Source organism: Dyadobacter tibetensis Y620-1, assembly GCF_000566685.1.
GTDB lineage: Bacteria > Bacteroidota > Bacteroidia > Cytophagales > Spirosomataceae > Dyadobacter > Dyadobacter tibetensis.
Genome location: NZ_AZQN01000004.1, coordinates 1 through 16146, shown reverse-complemented (window position 1 = coordinate 16146; position 16146 = coordinate 1). Strand labels below are relative to the sequence as shown.

Annotated in this window: 13 protein-coding genes and 1 tRNA gene; 5 read left to right on the top strand and 9 right to left on the bottom strand. The window is 43.7% G+C overall.

What is annotated here, in order from left to right; translation table 11 throughout:
* Positions 1-161: 161 nt before the first annotated feature.
* The 5 genes from X939_RS0112010 to X939_RS0111990 form a co-directional block, all read right to left on the bottom strand.
* Complete coding sequence (locus X939_RS0112010) at positions 162-1499, bottom strand: TolC family protein (protein ID WP_025763519.1); 1338 nt, start codon at positions 1497-1499, stop codon at positions 162-164.
* A 71-nt stretch (positions 1500-1570) separates the two neighbouring features.
* Complete coding sequence (locus X939_RS0112005) at positions 1571-4666, bottom strand: efflux RND transporter permease subunit (protein WP_025763518.1); 3096 nt, start codon at positions 4664-4666, stop codon at positions 1571-1573.
* A gap of 34 nt (positions 4667-4700) precedes the next feature.
* The gene (locus X939_RS0112000; protein WP_025763517.1) at positions 4701-5813 is read right to left on the bottom strand and encodes an efflux RND transporter periplasmic adaptor subunit; all 1113 of its coding nucleotides are present in this window, start codon (positions 5811-5813) and stop codon (positions 4701-4703) included.
* A gap of 212 nt (positions 5814-6025) precedes the next feature.
* On the bottom strand, positions 6026-7273 hold the full coding sequence (locus tag X939_RS0111995) for a chorismate-binding protein (RefSeq protein WP_025763516.1): 1248 nt from the start codon (positions 7271-7273) through the stop codon (positions 6026-6028).
* Between the two features lie 36 nt (positions 7274-7309).
* On the bottom strand, positions 7310-7741 hold the full coding sequence (locus tag X939_RS0111990) for a hotdog fold thioesterase (RefSeq protein WP_025763515.1): 432 nt from the start codon (positions 7739-7741) through the stop codon (positions 7310-7312).
* 84 nt (positions 7742-7825) lie between these two features.
* Here X939_RS0111990 and X939_RS0111985 point away from each other — a divergent pair, with 84 nt between their 5' ends.
* The 4 genes from X939_RS0111985 to X939_RS0111970 all read left to right on the top strand — a co-directional run bounded on the left by X939_RS0111985 (position 7826) and on the right by X939_RS0111970 (position 11307).
* Entirely contained in the window at positions 7826-8470 is a 645-nt protein-coding gene (locus tag X939_RS0111985) for a histidine phosphatase family protein (RefSeq protein ID WP_025763514.1), read from the top strand.
* Between the two features lie 107 nt (positions 8471-8577).
* A complete protein-coding gene (locus tag X939_RS0111980; protein ID WP_025763513.1) occupies positions 8578-9633 on the top strand; it encodes a sensor histidine kinase in 1056 nt (351 codons plus the stop codon).
* 62 nt (positions 9634-9695) lie between these two features.
* Positions 9696-10430, top strand: coding sequence for a LytR/AlgR family response regulator transcription factor (locus tag X939_RS0111975; protein ID WP_025763512.1), 735 nt, complete (start codon positions 9696-9698; stop codon positions 10428-10430).
* Positions 10431-10461: 31 nt separating this feature from the next.
* Positions 10462-11307 carry a PdaC/RsiV family protein gene (locus X939_RS0111970; protein WP_025763511.1) on the top strand — a complete coding sequence of 282 codons (846 nt, stop codon included), beginning with the start codon at positions 10462-10464 and terminating at the stop codon, positions 11305-11307.
* On the opposite strand, the gene radC is transcribed toward X939_RS0111970, so the two are convergent.
* The 4 genes from radC to X939_RS0111950 form a co-directional block, all read right to left on the bottom strand.
* Positions 11279-11980 carry a RadC family protein gene (radC, locus tag X939_RS0111965; protein WP_025763510.1) on the bottom strand — a complete coding sequence of 234 codons (702 nt, stop codon included), beginning with the start codon at positions 11978-11980 and terminating at the stop codon, positions 11279-11281. The genes X939_RS0111970 and radC overlap by 29 nt on opposite strands.
* A gap of 136 nt (positions 11981-12116) precedes the next feature.
* Positions 12117-13637, bottom strand: coding sequence for a tetratricopeptide repeat protein (locus tag X939_RS0111960; protein ID WP_025763509.1), 1521 nt, complete (start codon positions 13635-13637; stop codon positions 12117-12119).
* A gap of 75 nt (positions 13638-13712) precedes the next feature.
* Positions 13713-14459 (bottom strand): zinc ribbon domain-containing protein, encoded by a 747-nt coding sequence (locus X939_RS0111955; protein WP_025763508.1) that lies wholly within the window; start codon positions 14457-14459, stop codon positions 13713-13715.
* Positions 14460-14582: 123 nt separating this feature from the next.
* Positions 14583-15683, bottom strand: a complete 1101-nt coding sequence (locus X939_RS0111950; RefSeq protein ID WP_025763507.1) for a Nif3-like dinuclear metal center hexameric protein — start codon at positions 15681-15683, stop codon at positions 14583-14585.
* Between the two features lie 166 nt (positions 15684-15849).
* Here X939_RS0111950 and X939_RS0111945 point away from each other — a divergent pair.
* Positions 15850-15923 (top strand) — tRNA-Asp (locus tag X939_RS0111945).
* Positions 15924-16146: the final 223 nt, after the last annotated feature.

Genomic DNA, 16146 nt, shown 5'->3' with positions numbered 1-16146 from the left:
TGGCTTTTTTGAGAATAGATTGAATTGATTTCTATATCAACTATTTTATTTAGAACTAGATAGTAATAAAACTAGTAAGGTTACATATCCTTACCTTGAGCAACAAAAAAAAATCTGTAATGATTTACAGATTTTTAAATAGAATTCGATTTCTTGAAATACTACAAAAATAATTTATTGCTCAGACGCTTCAATTCTATTTCAGCTGATTTAGCTGCATAGCTTAAATTTACCAATTTATATCCAGCATCTTCAAAGCTTTTTTGAGCCTCTCTTACATCTATAATGGTTGCCTGAATCAGTTCGAAGCGCATCAGGGTTAGGTCTAATAATTGTCGACTCAGGTCGTAATTTTTTCGTTGAACTTCTATCTGTTCTAGGGTACTATTAAAGGTTTCGAATAAGCGAATGGCATCGGAGCTATAATCTCTGGCAATAATATTTTTCTGTGCTTTGGCATTTTTAACGTTGATTTCTGCAACCTGCTGTTGGCGGCGGAATAGGCCACCATTATAAATAGGAATAGATACACTGACGTTGGCATTTGGGCCTACCGTCTGATTAAGGAGGGTAAAGCCGGCTGTACTTTGATTACGGGAATAGTTGTAGCCCAGATTTAGGCGGACGGTAGGATAGCGCTGAGCTGCTGTTTCACGAACTAGCAATTCATTGATACGAATCTGTCTATCTGCAACCTGAAAGTCGGCACTCTCTTGGATTCCAGCCAAAACATCATCCAGGCTGAAACTAGGTTCGACCCGGATAGAATCCATAAGAGAAATTTCTATTGGCGTTTCAGTAGCCAGTAGGTACTGGAGCTGCACTTTGGAGGTTCTCTCGACCATCTCCTGTTCCATTAGTGTTTGAATTAGGGTATTCAAATCGATTTCAGCCTGAAAAATATCAGCATTATTGGCCATGCCAGCTTCTTTTCTTGCCTTCAAAATTTCCAATCGCTTTTCTGAAGCAGCAATAGATGTTTTAATGGTATTGATATAACTTCTCTGTCTAACGACGTCATAGTAGCTTGCCGATACGGCTCCCAGGGTATTTTGTAATGTGGCCCGAAGGGAGGCTTCACTCTGTAGCTGTATTTGTTCCAGTCGTTTTTTTGTAGCTACTACCCGTTGACCATTATAAAGTAGAAGGCCGGCAGAAATACTTGCCTGCGTGTTATTCACTGTGGCTCCTTTTCTATTAATTTCAGTACCATTATTCAACTTTTGGTTCAGATTGGTGATTTGTTCGGTATTGGTCAGTGAGCCATTAACAGACGGGAGTCCTCCTGCTACCCCATAATTATTGAGAATGGTATTGGCATCTACCTGGTTTTTGGCAATCTCGAGTTCAAAACTATTTTTGACAGCCAAATCTAAGGCCTCTTGCAGGCTAAGTCGAAGGGTGTCGTTTGCTGTCAGAGATCTAGATTGTGCTCCGGAAGACAGCATGGCTAGCATACCTAAAGTGAGGAGGCATTTAAAGGGAATGAACGGATTCATGTAATAGGAACTTTACGAGTGATATAAATGCTATGCTTGATAATAATTAACCAGATATAATTGGAATGAATCTAGTGTGCTTGGTTCAATTCCTGCTCCATTTTTGCTTCCTCAGTAACGATCTCATGCTTTGGTGAAATAAAGGTATAGATCGCAGGAATTACAAATAAGGTTAGCAGAAGTGAAAACATGAGTCCTCCTACGATAACCACGCCTAAGGGGACACGGCTCGTTGCGGCTGCTCCAAGGCTCATGGCTATAGGCAAGGCCCCAAAGGCCGTGGCCAGACTAGTCATAAGAATTGGTCGCAACCGTTGCGTAGCCGATTCGATGACAGCATCCAGACGGTTGAACCCCTGCTCTCTTTTTTGGTTGGCAAATTCCACAATCAGAATACCATTCTTGGTTACGAGTCCGATAAGCATAATCATACCTATTTGTGAGAAAATATTGATAGTTAGGCCAAATAGGTAAAGACTTAATAAGGCTCCGGCCAAAGCTAACGGGACAGTAATCATAATGATAAAAGGGTCGGTGAAGCTCTCAAACTGCCCTGCCAGAACCAGATAAACGAGTAGTAAAGCTAGTCCAAATGCAAAACTGGTGTTAGATGAGCTTTCTTCGTAATCCCGGGAAGGCCCGCTTAGAGAAGTCTGAAAACTTTCGTCCAAAAGTCTATTAGCGATGGCTCTCATGGCCAGTACTCCGTCACCAACCGTTTTGCCTTCGGATAATGATGCCGATAATGTTGCGCTTTTATATCGGTTATAATGATAAATGGTGGGAGGTCCACTTTCTTCCTGCAGATTGACAACAGCCGTTAAAGGTATATTCTGACCCTTGTCATTTCGGACATATAGTCTTTCTATATCGGAAGGAGTCATCCTACTGGATTTTTTAACCTGACCAATCACCTCATACTGCTGACCATTCATGATGAAATAGGCGAGTCGTCGACCGCTAAAAGCCGCTTGAATCGTAGCCGCCACATCGGTGGTAGAAAGTCCCAAATCTTTTGCCTTCAGGCGGTCGATGGTAAGCTGTACCTCTGGCTTGTTAAATTTCAGATTAGCGTCGACATTTTGAAAGGTAGGGTCTTTTCTGACTTCCTCCAGGAATTCAGGAAGTATGGCGCTGAGCTTGGCAAAATCCAGATTTTGTAATATAAATTGAACAGGAACGGCTCCCCTTGACCCAATCCCTACCGCTATAGTTTGTTCCTGGGTGGCAAATATCCGGGCATTATTGAATTCCGGAAGTTTTTTGCTAACCGCCTGAGCGATATCGTTCTGGCTTCGGATTCGATCCGCTGCCGGCACTAGCCCAATGCGCCCGAAAGCACTGTTCATACCCGACCCACCAAAACCTGGCGTGGCAGTAAAGGTAAATTCCTTTTCAGGGATGGAGTCGTTGAGGTATTCGCTAAGCTCATCCGTTATTTCTTGCATTTGAAGAAAGCTGGTGCCCTCCGGAGCCGTCAATGAAAAGCGCAGGCTGTTTCGGTCTTCCATGGGAGCGAGTTCACTTGGCAAATGGGTATAGGTGAACCAGATGATTCCCCCGCAGGCAGCTACTAATACCCAGGCCATCCAACGGATGCGCATAAAGCCTTTTAGCATACGATTATAACCGCTTTCCATTCCCGTAAAAAAGGGCTCTGTTTTATTATAGAACCAACCATGTTGCGCATTTTTTCTGTTCAGATAAACATTTAAAACGGGGGTGATGGTCAAGGAAACGAAGGCCGATATCAATACGGCTGAAGCGACCACAATTCCAAACTCCCTGAACAGGCTTCCTACGAATCCTTCCAGGAAAATAACGGGAAGGAACACTACTGCTAAAGTAAGTGAGGTAGAGATTACAGCAAAAAATATTTCCCTGCTGCCTTCCAGTGCCGCCCGCCGGATAGGTAGGCCTGACTCTAGCTTGCGGAAAATGTTTTCGGTGACCACGATACCATCATCTACCACTAAACCTGTCGCCAGTACGATTCCCAGCAAGGTCAGAATATTGATGGAGAAACCAAATAAATACATGACAAAGAAGGTAGCGATCAACGAGATGGGAATGTCGATAAGCGGCCGAATAGCTACCAGCAGATTTCTAAAGAAGAACAGAATAACAATGACCACCAAACTGAATGCGATAAAGAGCGTCTCTTCTACCTCTTCAAGTGACTGTCTGACCAGGCTGGTGTTGTCAATCAATACATTGAAGCTGATATCTGATTTATTAGTACGTCGTATTTCATCGAGTCGTTTGTTAAATTCCTCAGAAATCTGAATGTAATTGGCGCCAGGCTGCGGGATGACTGCCAGACCTACCGCATACACCCCATTATATTTCCAACTTTGCTCTTCGTTTTCAGGGCCTATTTCCACCTTGGCAACTTGGCTTAGGCGCACTATCCCTGTTTCATCATTTTTGATGATCAGATTCTTAAACTCTTCTTCAGTTTTAAGTCTGCCCAAGGTTCGAATGGTGAGTTCGGTGTTATTTCCGTATATTTTGCCGGCTGGCAACTCTACATTCTCCTGATTCAGGCTATTGCTAATGTCGTTAAAGGAAACATTATAAGCACTCAGCTGGTCGGGATCGATCCATAACCTCATGGCGTATCTTTTTTGCCCGAAAATATTGATCGCACTCACGCCATTAATGGTTTGCAGGCTTTGCTGCAAGACATTCTCGGCATAGTCACTTAGCTCCAATAGTCCTTTAGACGGACTTTGTACGGCCAGGAGCAGGATAAAATCACTATTTGCATCGGCCTTACGCACCACCGGTGGAGCGTCTATGTCCTGAGGTAAATTGCGCTGAGCCTGGCTGACCTTGTCCCGAACATCGTTGGCCGCGGCCTCCAGGTCTGTTTCCAGATTAAACTCAACAGTAATACTACTGGAGCCAATCTGGCTCGAGGAACTGATACTCTTTACACCTGGGATGCCATTAATGCTTTTTTCTAAGGGTTCCGTAATCTGGCTTTCGATGATGTCGGCATTGGCCCCAGTATAACTCGTACGCACATTTACAATGGGAGGGTCAATGGCAGGGTAGTCGCGTAGAGATAAAAAATTGTAGCCTACTATACCAAACAAGATAATGAGCAGATTCATTACGATGGCTAATACCGGCCTTTTAAGCGATAATTCTGAAATGTTCATGAGGTTGAGACGAGAGAGATGAGGCCCATAGGCATTATTCTGTGGTGCTTGTGGCATTTAAATCCTTGACACTCCGAACCTTTACCGGTGCATCGGGACGCGTGAAAAGTACACCTGATACAACGACGCTATCGCCGGGGTATAAGCCGGAAATTACCTCTATATAGTCTGCCTGGCGATCGCCCGTTTCCACCACGACATAATGTGCCTTCCCGTTCTTAACGGTAACAATTTTTTTGCTTTTTGCTTCCGGGATGATGCAGTTGGTGGGGACCATTATAGCCGAATTGTCAGTACGGGCATCTAAGTATACCTTTACAAAGGCTCCCGGGTTCACCTGTCCACTGAGCAAAGCGGCTCTTACCGTAATGGTACGAGTGCTGGGGTCGATGCCAGGCTCAGTGGCTATAATCTGGGCAAGATGTGTCCTTTCCTCCTCTCCATTCAAACGGATCCGGACCTGTTTTCCTTTGGAAATATAGGCTTGATATAACTCCGGTATGGTAAAATCTACCCGCAGCTGATTAAGCTGCTGGATGGTTGCAATAATGGTGGCTGGTGTAACTACTGCGCCCTCACTCACCTTACGCAGACCTATAGATCCTGTGAAAGGTGCACGAATAATGGTTTTATCCAATAAGGCTTGGGTATATTCTTTGTCTGCTTGTAGTGCATTGAGATTGTTCAGGGCCAAATCATATTCTGCTTGGTTCACCCCGCTTACGGCGATAAGCTTTTTAATTCGAGCCTCTGTTCTTTTTGCCAATTCGATTTGTACTTCGATCTTCTTCATCTGGGCCATTAAATCGGCATTATTCAATCGGGCGATTACTGTTCCTTTTTGTACAACCTTTCCTTCGGGGACGTTAACATATGTTAACAAACCGCTCACTTCCGGTTTCAGTTCTGCGAAGTGATTAGCAACTACGGCTCCATTAATTTCCACCCGCTCGCTAATCGATTGTTTGCTTGCTACAATCACATCGACTATCGTAGGAGCATTTTTCTTGGTCTTATCAAAGTTGTCCTTTTTCTGGCTGCAGCCCCCAAGTAAGGGCAGTAAGGCTGGGATGATCAGTACCCATCGGGAACCTTTCCAGAAAGCCCCTGGATCATTTTTTGCCTTGTGTGGTAAAGAAATAGTCATTAGAAAGAGAAAAAAATAATATATAAATAAGTTTTACAATAATGGTACAATCCCTTCTTTGATAGAAGGGGAATTTTCTCGGCTTAGGGCCGTGGTACTCTTTAATGTATTGGGATGTATATGGTCTTTTATTGGGTACTGTAATGAAAAGCAATAGCCATAAAAAGCTTACTCACTCTTCCGTCTGCGCCTGAGGAACCAAATCAGGAAAATTATCCTCCTATAACTTTCAAAAGTGTGTCACATTTCATTTCTGTTTCTTCCCATTCTTTGGAAGCATTACTGTCTTCGGTAATACCTGCCCCAGCGAAGAAAGTGGCTTCATCATCTTTCAACCGAAGGGTTCGTAAATTTACAAACAGGTGAGAAGCGCCTTCGATTTGTATGGGCCCTAAAAAACCGCTGTAAAAGGAACGCTCGTAATCTTCGTGCTTATCGATAAAGGACTTGGATACCTCTTTGGGCGTACCACAAACAGCGGATGTAGGATGAAGCAACTTGAGCATAACAGAGCCGAGTTCGTCAAAATGCACAGCCTTCATATCTACATGGAAGTCGGTCTGCAAATGATAAAGGTTGCCCGCTTGTTGAGTTTTTGGGCCAGTTTCCTGATATTCCCGGAGTCTGATCTTTTTAAAACACTCGACAATATATCTGCTCACCAAAGCATGCTCTTCGATCTCTTTTTGTCCCCAGCGGATTTCATTCTTGGGGATGAGCATACCCCCCTGATCAAATGCTGGCTGGGTACCTGCCAGAGACATAGTGGAGAAGTCGGCGCCGGAGGTTGTACAAACGAGAAGTTCAGGACTAGCGCCGAGCCACATCTCCTGCCGTTCAGGAAGGTTGACCAATGATACGAAGGCATGGGCATATTGACCGATCAACTTCTGGTATGCGTTTATTATTTCGAAGCTCTTTTCTACCTTAAACTTTTTGGCCCGGGATAGCACTACTTTTTGGAATGTATGCTGTCCGATTGCCTCCACCGCAGCTTTAACCGAGTTCATAAACTTGGCCTTTTCTGAGTTTTGATTCTGATCAATCAGGTGGAATGGGAGGATGGCAGGGGAACGCTCCGGCTTCAGAGATTCAGTTGCGGCCGTCGTACCTAATTGCAGCGCAACAGGGTTTTTGTCAGCCTCATTTCGGAAAGTTATTCCTTGACTAATTCCCGAGAGGCTAAAGTCAATTTGTATATCCCCCTCAATAAATGGTACGGGCTCCTGGTTATCCCAGGAGAAGGGAGCGATCATAAAACCGGCAGGAAGTTTCACTAAATCAGCTTCAACAGTACTCAAATCATTTTTTAGTGATATCAGTACGGTGATCTTCTGGGTATGTGGCAACTTCCATATAGCAGCGGGTAAGCCGAGCTTCTGGACAGCGCTCCAGATGGTCGTTAACTTAAACTGCTCCAACTGGGTTCGCTCTGAAGATAATACAGCAAGCGTTTTCACTAATTCCTTATTCGTTTGATGATGAGATCCTTTATTTCAGGCGGGTGATACACTGTTGAGAATAGCCACTGTCAGCCTGCTGATACAAACCAGTTTGTTGTCTTCATTGGTAATTTTAATTTCCCAAATATGGGTACTCTTTCCAATGTGAAGGGGGGTAGCAATTCCGTAGACGAAGCCCTCTTTGACCGATCTGATGTGATTGGCATTGATGTCTAGACCCACAGCATGCTGTAGCTCAGGTTCTTTCAGGCACAAATGTGATGCTACTGATCCCAATGTTTCTGCTAAAACCAGAGATGCTCCCCCATGTAGGATGCCAAATGGCTGATGTGTTCGCGAATCTACTGGCATTTTTGCTACCAAAAAATCGGAACCTACTTCGGTAAATTCAATGCCCAAGTGATCGGACATTGTGTTTTTTCCAAAGGCCTGAATTTGATCCAGGGATAGCTTTTTTGCGAACATATATAAAAAATGTATAAATTTGTAACGGCTATATTAATCAAATACAGAGTATTTCCAAAATAAATATTTAAATAATACAATATTTTGAAAAGAAAGTCTATATACTTGATCCGGCACGGAGAAACGGATTTAAATCGAAAAGGAATTGTTCAGGGTAGTGGCGTTAACTCACCGCTCAATGAATGGGGTAAAGCACAGGCTGAGGCCTTTTTCAATGCTTATCAGCATATTCCTTTCGATAAAATTTATACCTCCGATTTAATAAGAACCCATCAGACCGTAAATAGTTTCCTTAAATTAGGAATTCCGCATGAAAGTTATGCTGGATTAAACGAGATATCTTGGGGAGTGCGCGAAGGCAAAGAGCCTAATACCAGTGATAGTACTTACTATCAGGAGCTGGTAGGTGCCTGGCTGCGGGGTGAGGTAGAGGCTAGTTCGGAGGGTGGAGAAAGCCCCTTGGATGTCAAAACCCGTCAGCTTCCAGTATTAGAAACCATATTATCACGGCCTCACGAGCGGAATATTCTGATCGCCATGCATGGACGAGCCATGCGGGTATTGCTCACAACGATGATGGGGCAGCCCCTGGTCGAAATGGATGGTTATCCTCATAGCAACCTTTGCCTTTATAAGCTTAATTATTCCTATGATACCAATTCCTTTGAGATAGAAGTAGCTAACGATATCACGCACCTACTATCCATCGAAATTCCACATACGGTGTAACAACCGCTTGTGGAGAAGCAATTCCTTTGGTGTAATCCTATGGAGTCAGAGGAATTGCTATCCTACATTTGTCTTTTAATTCGATCTTCTTTTAGGCAAATGACCCTATGTCCAAAAATAAAGTATACTGGACACTTCAAATCCTCGGCTGGACCCTACTCATCATGTTTGAGTATATTCCTTATACCTTGGAATATGGCTTCGATTCTGCATCCTTTTATTCGTCTGTGGCCAATATTTTATTGGCCATTAGTCTGACCCACTTCTATCGATTAGTGATTCGACGATGGAACTGGTCCTCACTTCCCCTGCCTCGGTTAGCGCTGCGGGTGATTGGATCTGTCTTATTATTAGGAGCTATCATGACCTTAATTAACCAGCCTTTAGATCGTAAGGTTCTTGCGCATAACCTGATGAATCAACCCCTTGTGTTTTGGGGGTATTTTTCAAGTTGGTGTAAGAATATGCTTACTTGGGTATTGTCCTATACCGTATACCATTATGTCGAGCAAAACAGAATGGTCGGTTATGAGAAGATTATGCTCAAAATGTCTATGCGAGAAACAGAGGCGAAAGTATTAAGGTCTCAGCTGAATCCTCATTTTACATTTAATGCGCTTAATAGCATTCGTGCGCTGGTATTTGAAGATCCTAATCGGGCACAATCGAGTATTACCAAACTTTCTAACATCTTAAGAAATTCCTTACTTGCAGATCGACGTAAGACGGTGGATCTTCAGGAAGAATTAAAAACGGTGATCGATTATCTGGAGTTGGAAAAAGTTCGCTATGAAGAGCGATTAGATTATAGGCTCAATGCCAATCCGCAGGCGTCCTATTGGCAGATCCCGCCTATGATGTTACAAACATTGGTAGAAAATGGTATAAAACATGGGGTGAGCAAGGAAGTAGGAGGTGGTTTCGTGGAAATTATTACCGATATAGAGGAGGATCACCTGTTGATCGTGATCCGAAATTCCGGGGAATTAGGTGGTACCGATTCGGGAGGCGTAGGACTAAAAAATACCGCCGAAAGACTTTCTATACTGTATGGTAAGGAAGCCTCTTTCAAAATATTTCAAGAGGTTGAAGGAGTAGTTCGAGCCGAAATTAGAATTCCGGTTCGCTCTGAAGATTTTTTAAGTGATTCTGCTGGTAATTGATACTTATTTTCATCAAATTGAACGCATATATACAACAACCCTTTATATAAACCTACCTAGCCATGAGAACATTGATTGTGGATGATGAACGTCTCGCTCGAAATGAGTTAAAAAGATTATTGGAACCTTTTGATAAGATTGAAATTATTGGCGAGGCGGCTAATGCCGACGAAGCACTACCGCTAATCGAGTCTCTTCAACCGGAGCTTCTTTTTTTAGATATACAGATGCCAGGTAAAAATGGCTTTGAATTGTTAACGGCCATTGAAGGCAAGGCTCCGGAGGTTATTTTTACCACGGCATATGATGAGTATGCAATCAAGGCCTTTGAATTCAATGCCTTGGATTATTTATTGAAGCCCATAGACCAGGACCGGCTCCGGGACGCTATCAATAGACTGGAAGAGAACCAGGTTCCCACGGAAGTGCCTTCAGAAACGAACGAAAGGGCTAATAAGGTTTTGGGCATAAATGATCAGGTCTTTGTAAAAGATGGCGAGAAATGTTGGTTTGTTAAACTGGATAAAATTCGCCTTTTTGAGTCTATGGGTAATTACGTCCGGCTTCACTTTGATGATCAGAAACCGCTGGTGCTTAAATCCCTGAATAATTTAGAGGAGCGCCTGGATTCGAATATATATTTCAGAGCCAATAGAAAGCATATTATAAATTTAAACTGGATAGAAAAGATAGAACCATGGTTTAGTGGCGGATTACTAGTTACTTTGCAAGGTGGTGACAAGATAGAGATTTCCCGGCGGCAAGCGATCCGCTTCAAAGAGCTGATGAGTTTGTAAAGCCAGGGATATAAAATGCAAATTTACAGATATGAAAAAGTGGTTAGGGTTAGGATGTGGAGGAGTATTAGCGTTAGGTCTTGCAATGACTGGCTGTGGAGGAGGATCGGATGAGCAGGGGCAGTTGTCCAGTGGTCAGGCCAAGCTAAAAGGATCATTTGCTAGTGAGGAGTGGGGTATTTGCGACACGACTGGCGGGGCACGCGTTGAACTTGCCTACTGGGTCCCCGAAGGAAAGGATTCGGTTAATTCTCTGATTAAAAAAACGTTAGAGAGAAAGGTGATAGATAATATCTTGAGCGATGCCGGAGGTGATCTGGAAGATACCCTTAGCAAGTCTTCGGCGGAAGCAGCATATGAATTGTTTAATAAGAATTACCGGGATTTAAAGAGTGAATACCCAGATGCACCTGGTTGCTGGGAGGTAGGCATAAAAGGGGATACGGTGATGACAACGCCTCAATTTCTTTTCTATGTTATGGAACATTATGCCTATACCGGAGGCGCTCATCCCAATACTTTTCAGTCGGACTATATTTTCGATCGCTCGACAGGAAAATTAATCGATGGTTATGCTTTTGTGACAGATTCTACAGCCCTTTTAAAACTGGTGGAGAGTGAATTTAGAAAATTGGAGAAACTAGGTCCTCAAGAAAATTTAGAGGAAGCGGGTTACTTTTTGGTGAATCATTCCTTTTTTCTTCCGGCTAATTTTACCTTCACTCAGAAAGGAATCAGGCTATACTACAATCCATATGAAATTGCCGCTTATGTCCGGGGGGCTATAGCCCTGGAAATTCCCTATAGTGATTTGAACGGAATGGTAGACAAGAAGCGGATTTTTGGCGTTATAGGAGACCCTCATCCCGGAAACTGAGATAGCCCTTCTCCGTAAATATCACGTGATCTAAAACGGGAATATCTATAATTTTGCCCGCATGAGCAATCTGTTCTGTTACCTTAAGGTCGGCATTGCTGGCAGTGAGCTGGCCTGAAGGGTGGTTGTGTACCAGAATGATTGAGCTGGCCAGATTTTCTAAGGCTAGTTTAAAGATCATTCTGGTGTCTGCCACTGTTCCCGCAACGCCGCCGATGCTGATCTGGCAAGTTTGAATCGCCTCATTGGCTCTATTAAGTAGAATTACCCAAAATTCTTCTACCACCTTATCCAACAGAAAAGGGCGTATATGCTCATATACCTTCTGAGATTCTGAAAGCTTATGTCGAAATGGGCTTAGGCTTTCGCTGCGGCGACGGCCTAGTTCCAAGGCTGCTACAATGGTAATGGCACGGGCCTCTCCAATTCCCTTTACTTTCATTAATTCCTTTACCCCAAGTTTAGCCAACTGGTTCAGATTATTGCCTACACCATGCATCAGTACTTTGGCTACATCTACTGCCGACTGCTCCCGGGTGCCAGAGCCTATGAGTATGGCAATCAACTCGGCATCGGAAAGGATAGTACGACCCTTTAGCAGTAATTTCTCTCGGGGACGGTCTTCCTCTGCCCAACTAAGAATTCTTCGAGCACTATTATAGTCATCCGACATGGCAGTGTGCAGTTAGGTGATAGACATACACTAGGACGCCAGTCACAAACCTAAGTCTTGTCGGAATCGCAGTTATTTTTTTATCTTCGGAGCTAAATATTTATCGCCCGTCAGAAGTGGGGCAAGAAATAGCTCCCTATTCTTTCATGGCCGTTAAGGAGGCTCGGGCCTTGTTGTCTATACTGTTTTTATAGTCATGCTTTTTGTAGGATAGGGCCTTTTTAAAGTAAATTGTTGCTTGTTTTTTATCCTTATTGCCCATGTAAATATAGCCAAGCTGTAGGGCCGATGAGGCTCCCAGCCCCGCCGATTGTTCTGTGGCTGCTGCTATGGCCCTTTGATAATAGGGGATGGCCTGGCTATTCTGACCTGTCTTTTGGAGTATACGGCCTTTTCTGTACAGATACTCCACCCTGGCCTCCGCGCTGGAAAAGTTATTTTCCTTTATAGGAGCCAGGATATCCCAGGCGTCCTGGAAATAGCCGCCGTCAGAGGCATAGCGAGCCTTAAAGAGAACCTTGTTCTCGGTGGTGAGGATACCTTTTTCATAATCACCGGCCATGCGTAAAGCAAACTGATCGGCTTCAATCACAGCTGAGCCAGTTGAACGTACCTTTAGGAGGTATCTCTCCGGATTTTCCTGGTCCGTTAGCCAGTCGGCGATGAACAGTTTGAAATTCGCATCCTTAATATAATTAAAACCTTTATACCGAGTTAGGAATTGGCTATACGCATTTTTAGCCACTGCATACTGTCCTTTCTGGAGGGCCAGCTCGCCACGCAAATACTCGAGAAACGGAAAGGAGATGTAAGCCTTTCCAGTAGGCGCCTGAGCGAGTACCTTAGAAGCCTGGCTGCCCCTGGCTTCCTTGATAAGTGTGGTCGTGGCAAAGAAATGCAACAGTAAGTTGTCAGGCTGTTCCTCCGTCAGTGATAAGAGTTGGTTAAGAAGCGACGGGGGGAGTGTGAGGGTGTATGCGTGAATCAGAATATTGATGAGTTGAGCCTCTTGGCGAAAAAGTGGTTCCTGGCGAATGACGGTCTGTATCTCAGCTAAACCTTGCTGCGTACTTCCGTTAAGACCTAGAATCCGGGTCACCCACCCATATTGATCGGGTACCGATCCAATTAATATATGTAAAAGACCTAAAGTTTTAAGAGTAGGGAGGAAATCCGGGAAACGTTTTCGATTTTCTTCCAGGAGTCGATAGGCCTTAATAACCTCCCAGGCTCCACTGACCTGGCTACCAAATTTAAGCTTGGCAAATGCCCAATGAACCCGAATCTCAGCTTGAAAGAAACGTTTGTAAGGGGAATTGTCTGGCAGTTGGTCAATATGTTCCAGACGTTTTTCTTGCTGAGCCAGCATCGATTTAAAGGCTTGTTTGTCTTCGGATATCAGGAGATAATGAAGGTCAGCATAATTTTCCAGATAGGTAACAAAGGTATTATTGGGATCCGTTTGTTTGTTGCGCTCTATAATTTCCCTTGCCCCCTGAAGCCTTAATTTTTGAATTTCGAAATAGGCTTTTTGAAGTTCAGGGGTGAAAGCTACGGTGGTTGATATAGCCTTCGCTTCTGCGCTTGCCGGACTTAGAAATTCGAGGATTAGCATTATTAGCAAGCCCAGACTAGGGCGACTAAGGTATGGTTTCATGGCCTACTCATTTACAATGCAAAAAAGGTTGCCCATATGTAGGCAACCTTCCAAAATATTTCAAAAATCGTGCTTTTAGCGTCTTCCTGTTACAGGCTCCACACTTTCCACATCGGCCAGAATACGGCCACAGTGTTCACAAACGATTAGTTTCTTCCTTTCGCGAATGTCCGCCTGGCGCTGGGGGGGCACGATGCTAAAGCAACCTCCGCAGGCTCCACGAGAGACATTAACAACTGCCAGGCCATTGATTGAGTTTCCTCTTATTCGTTGGTAAGACTTCAGAAGACGCTCTTCGATTTTTTTAATATGCTTTTCACGGCTTGTCAATAAATCTTTTTCGTCAGCTTCGCTTTCACTTGTTATCAAGTCCAGCTCATCTTTCTTGGCTTTAAGGTCGTCATTCCGATCCTTTAGGGAAGTTTCGGCACGGTTCAGATCTTCTTCGATCAAGCGAATCCGGGCCCGGGCCTCATTTATTTTCTTTTCAGCAAGCTGCATATCCAGCTCTTGAAGTTCAATTTCTTTGGTGATGGCGTCGTATTCACGGTTGTTACGAACATTCATCTGCTGCTCTTTGTACTTTTTGATGAGTTTCTCACCGTCTTTCTGAGCATTTTTGAAACTGTCAATTTCGCTATTGAGGTTGCCAATTTCACCTTTAAACTTCGCCAGACGAGTCTCAATCCCGGCGATCTCATCTTCGAGGTCTCTTACTTCTTCTGGGAGATCCCCGCGGGTTTTACGAATTTCGTCAAGACTTGAGTCAATTTCCTGAAGTTTCAGGAGAGCGTCTAATTTTTGTGCGATTGTATTTTCCATGTATGTCTTTAATGGACTTGTTTCAATGCCTGTTATGATGTGAACTTACAGCCGAACTACCGAGGAACTGTTCCGCCGGATAGTTGAATTGCATTTATTGAAGTAGCCAATTCGTTCCGCTCGTTACGAATAGTAATGAACCGGATTGGTATTGGTCTCCGATAAACAGAGTGCAAAATTACTAAAAATTCCCGATAAATAGTCATGAAGTAAATCTTTCGTAAATACTTCGCTCTCATAATGTCCAATATCACAGATCATCAAGTCCTTTTCGGCGTCGAAAAACTCGTGATATTTATAATCGGCGGTAATAAATACGTCGGCCTGCACCGCTTTGGCTTTAGGGAGCAAAAAGCTGCCGGCACCTCCGCATAATGCCACGGTCTGTATTTTGTCAGAAATTATGGGTGTATGCTTGAAAGTTTGAAGGTCCATACTCTTTTTAAGGTGAGCCATAAAGGAGACTGCATCCATGGGCACGGGTAATTGTCCTACGGCCCCGGCTCCGACCTGCTGATGGAGGTTTTCGACATTCTGTAGATAGTAGGCAACCTCTTCATAGGGATGGGCCAGCTGAAGTGCGCCTAATATCTTGGAGGACATATGGGATGGGAATATTACTTCAATCCTGATTTCGTTAACATGCTCCAGGCTTCCCTGTTTGCCGATTACAGGATTACTATCTTCGCCGGGTAGGAAAGTGCCGACTCCCTGGGTACTGAAACTGCAATGACTGTATTTTCCAACTTCTCCAGCTCCGGCAGCAAAGAGGGCCTGCCTTACAGCCAGGGCGTGGTCGGTGGGTACGAAAGTCGTTAATTTTTGTAAGATTTGCGCTTTTGGTGCCAGTATACGAATGTTCTGAAGTCCTAGTTTCTCTGCTATTTTCCAGTTTACCCCCTTTTCTACATGATCCAGATTGGTATGAATGGCATATAAAGCGATGTCATTTTTTAAGGCCAAGGCAACCGTTCTTTCTACATAATTGCTTCCAGTGAGTTTTTTAAGCCCTTTAAAGACGATGGGGTGGTGGGCCACAATGAGATTACATTTTTTAGTGATAGCCTCTTCCACCACCGCCTCGGTAATATCCAGGGTGATAAGTATGCCCTCCACAAGTTGATGGGCATCCCCGACGATCAGCCTAGCATTGTCGTAATCCTCCTGGTAGGCGGATGGAGCCAGTTTTTCCAATTCATTTATTATATCCTTAATTTTTTTCATTATTTTTTTGGGGTACAACTAATTCAAAATCAGTTTTATTGAGTTGAAAGGACGCATTTTTGTCACAAATAAAATAATATTTTTATCTAAATGGTATTGAAATGATAAATAAAAATACTAGTTTTGCACCACGATTTACTGATCTGGTAACGGAAAAAGTAAAAACGGTTTGGTAGTTCAGTTGGTTAGAATACATGCCTGTCACGCATGGGGTCGCGGGTTCGAGTCCCGTCCAGACCGCAAAAAGCTCAGAGAAATCTGGGCTTTTTTTGGTGTTAGGGGGCTAGGGATTAGGCTATAGGGTTTAGGAGTTGGGAATTAGGTTATGCACCATTTGCCATTTAAATTTTATATAATTCATGTCTGTCATCCTACCCCGCCAGACCGCAAAAAAGCGGATCAAGCCCGTACTAATTGGATCAAGTCAAAAAATTGTGGAGTCTGTTGCATTTTTCTAGGTTTG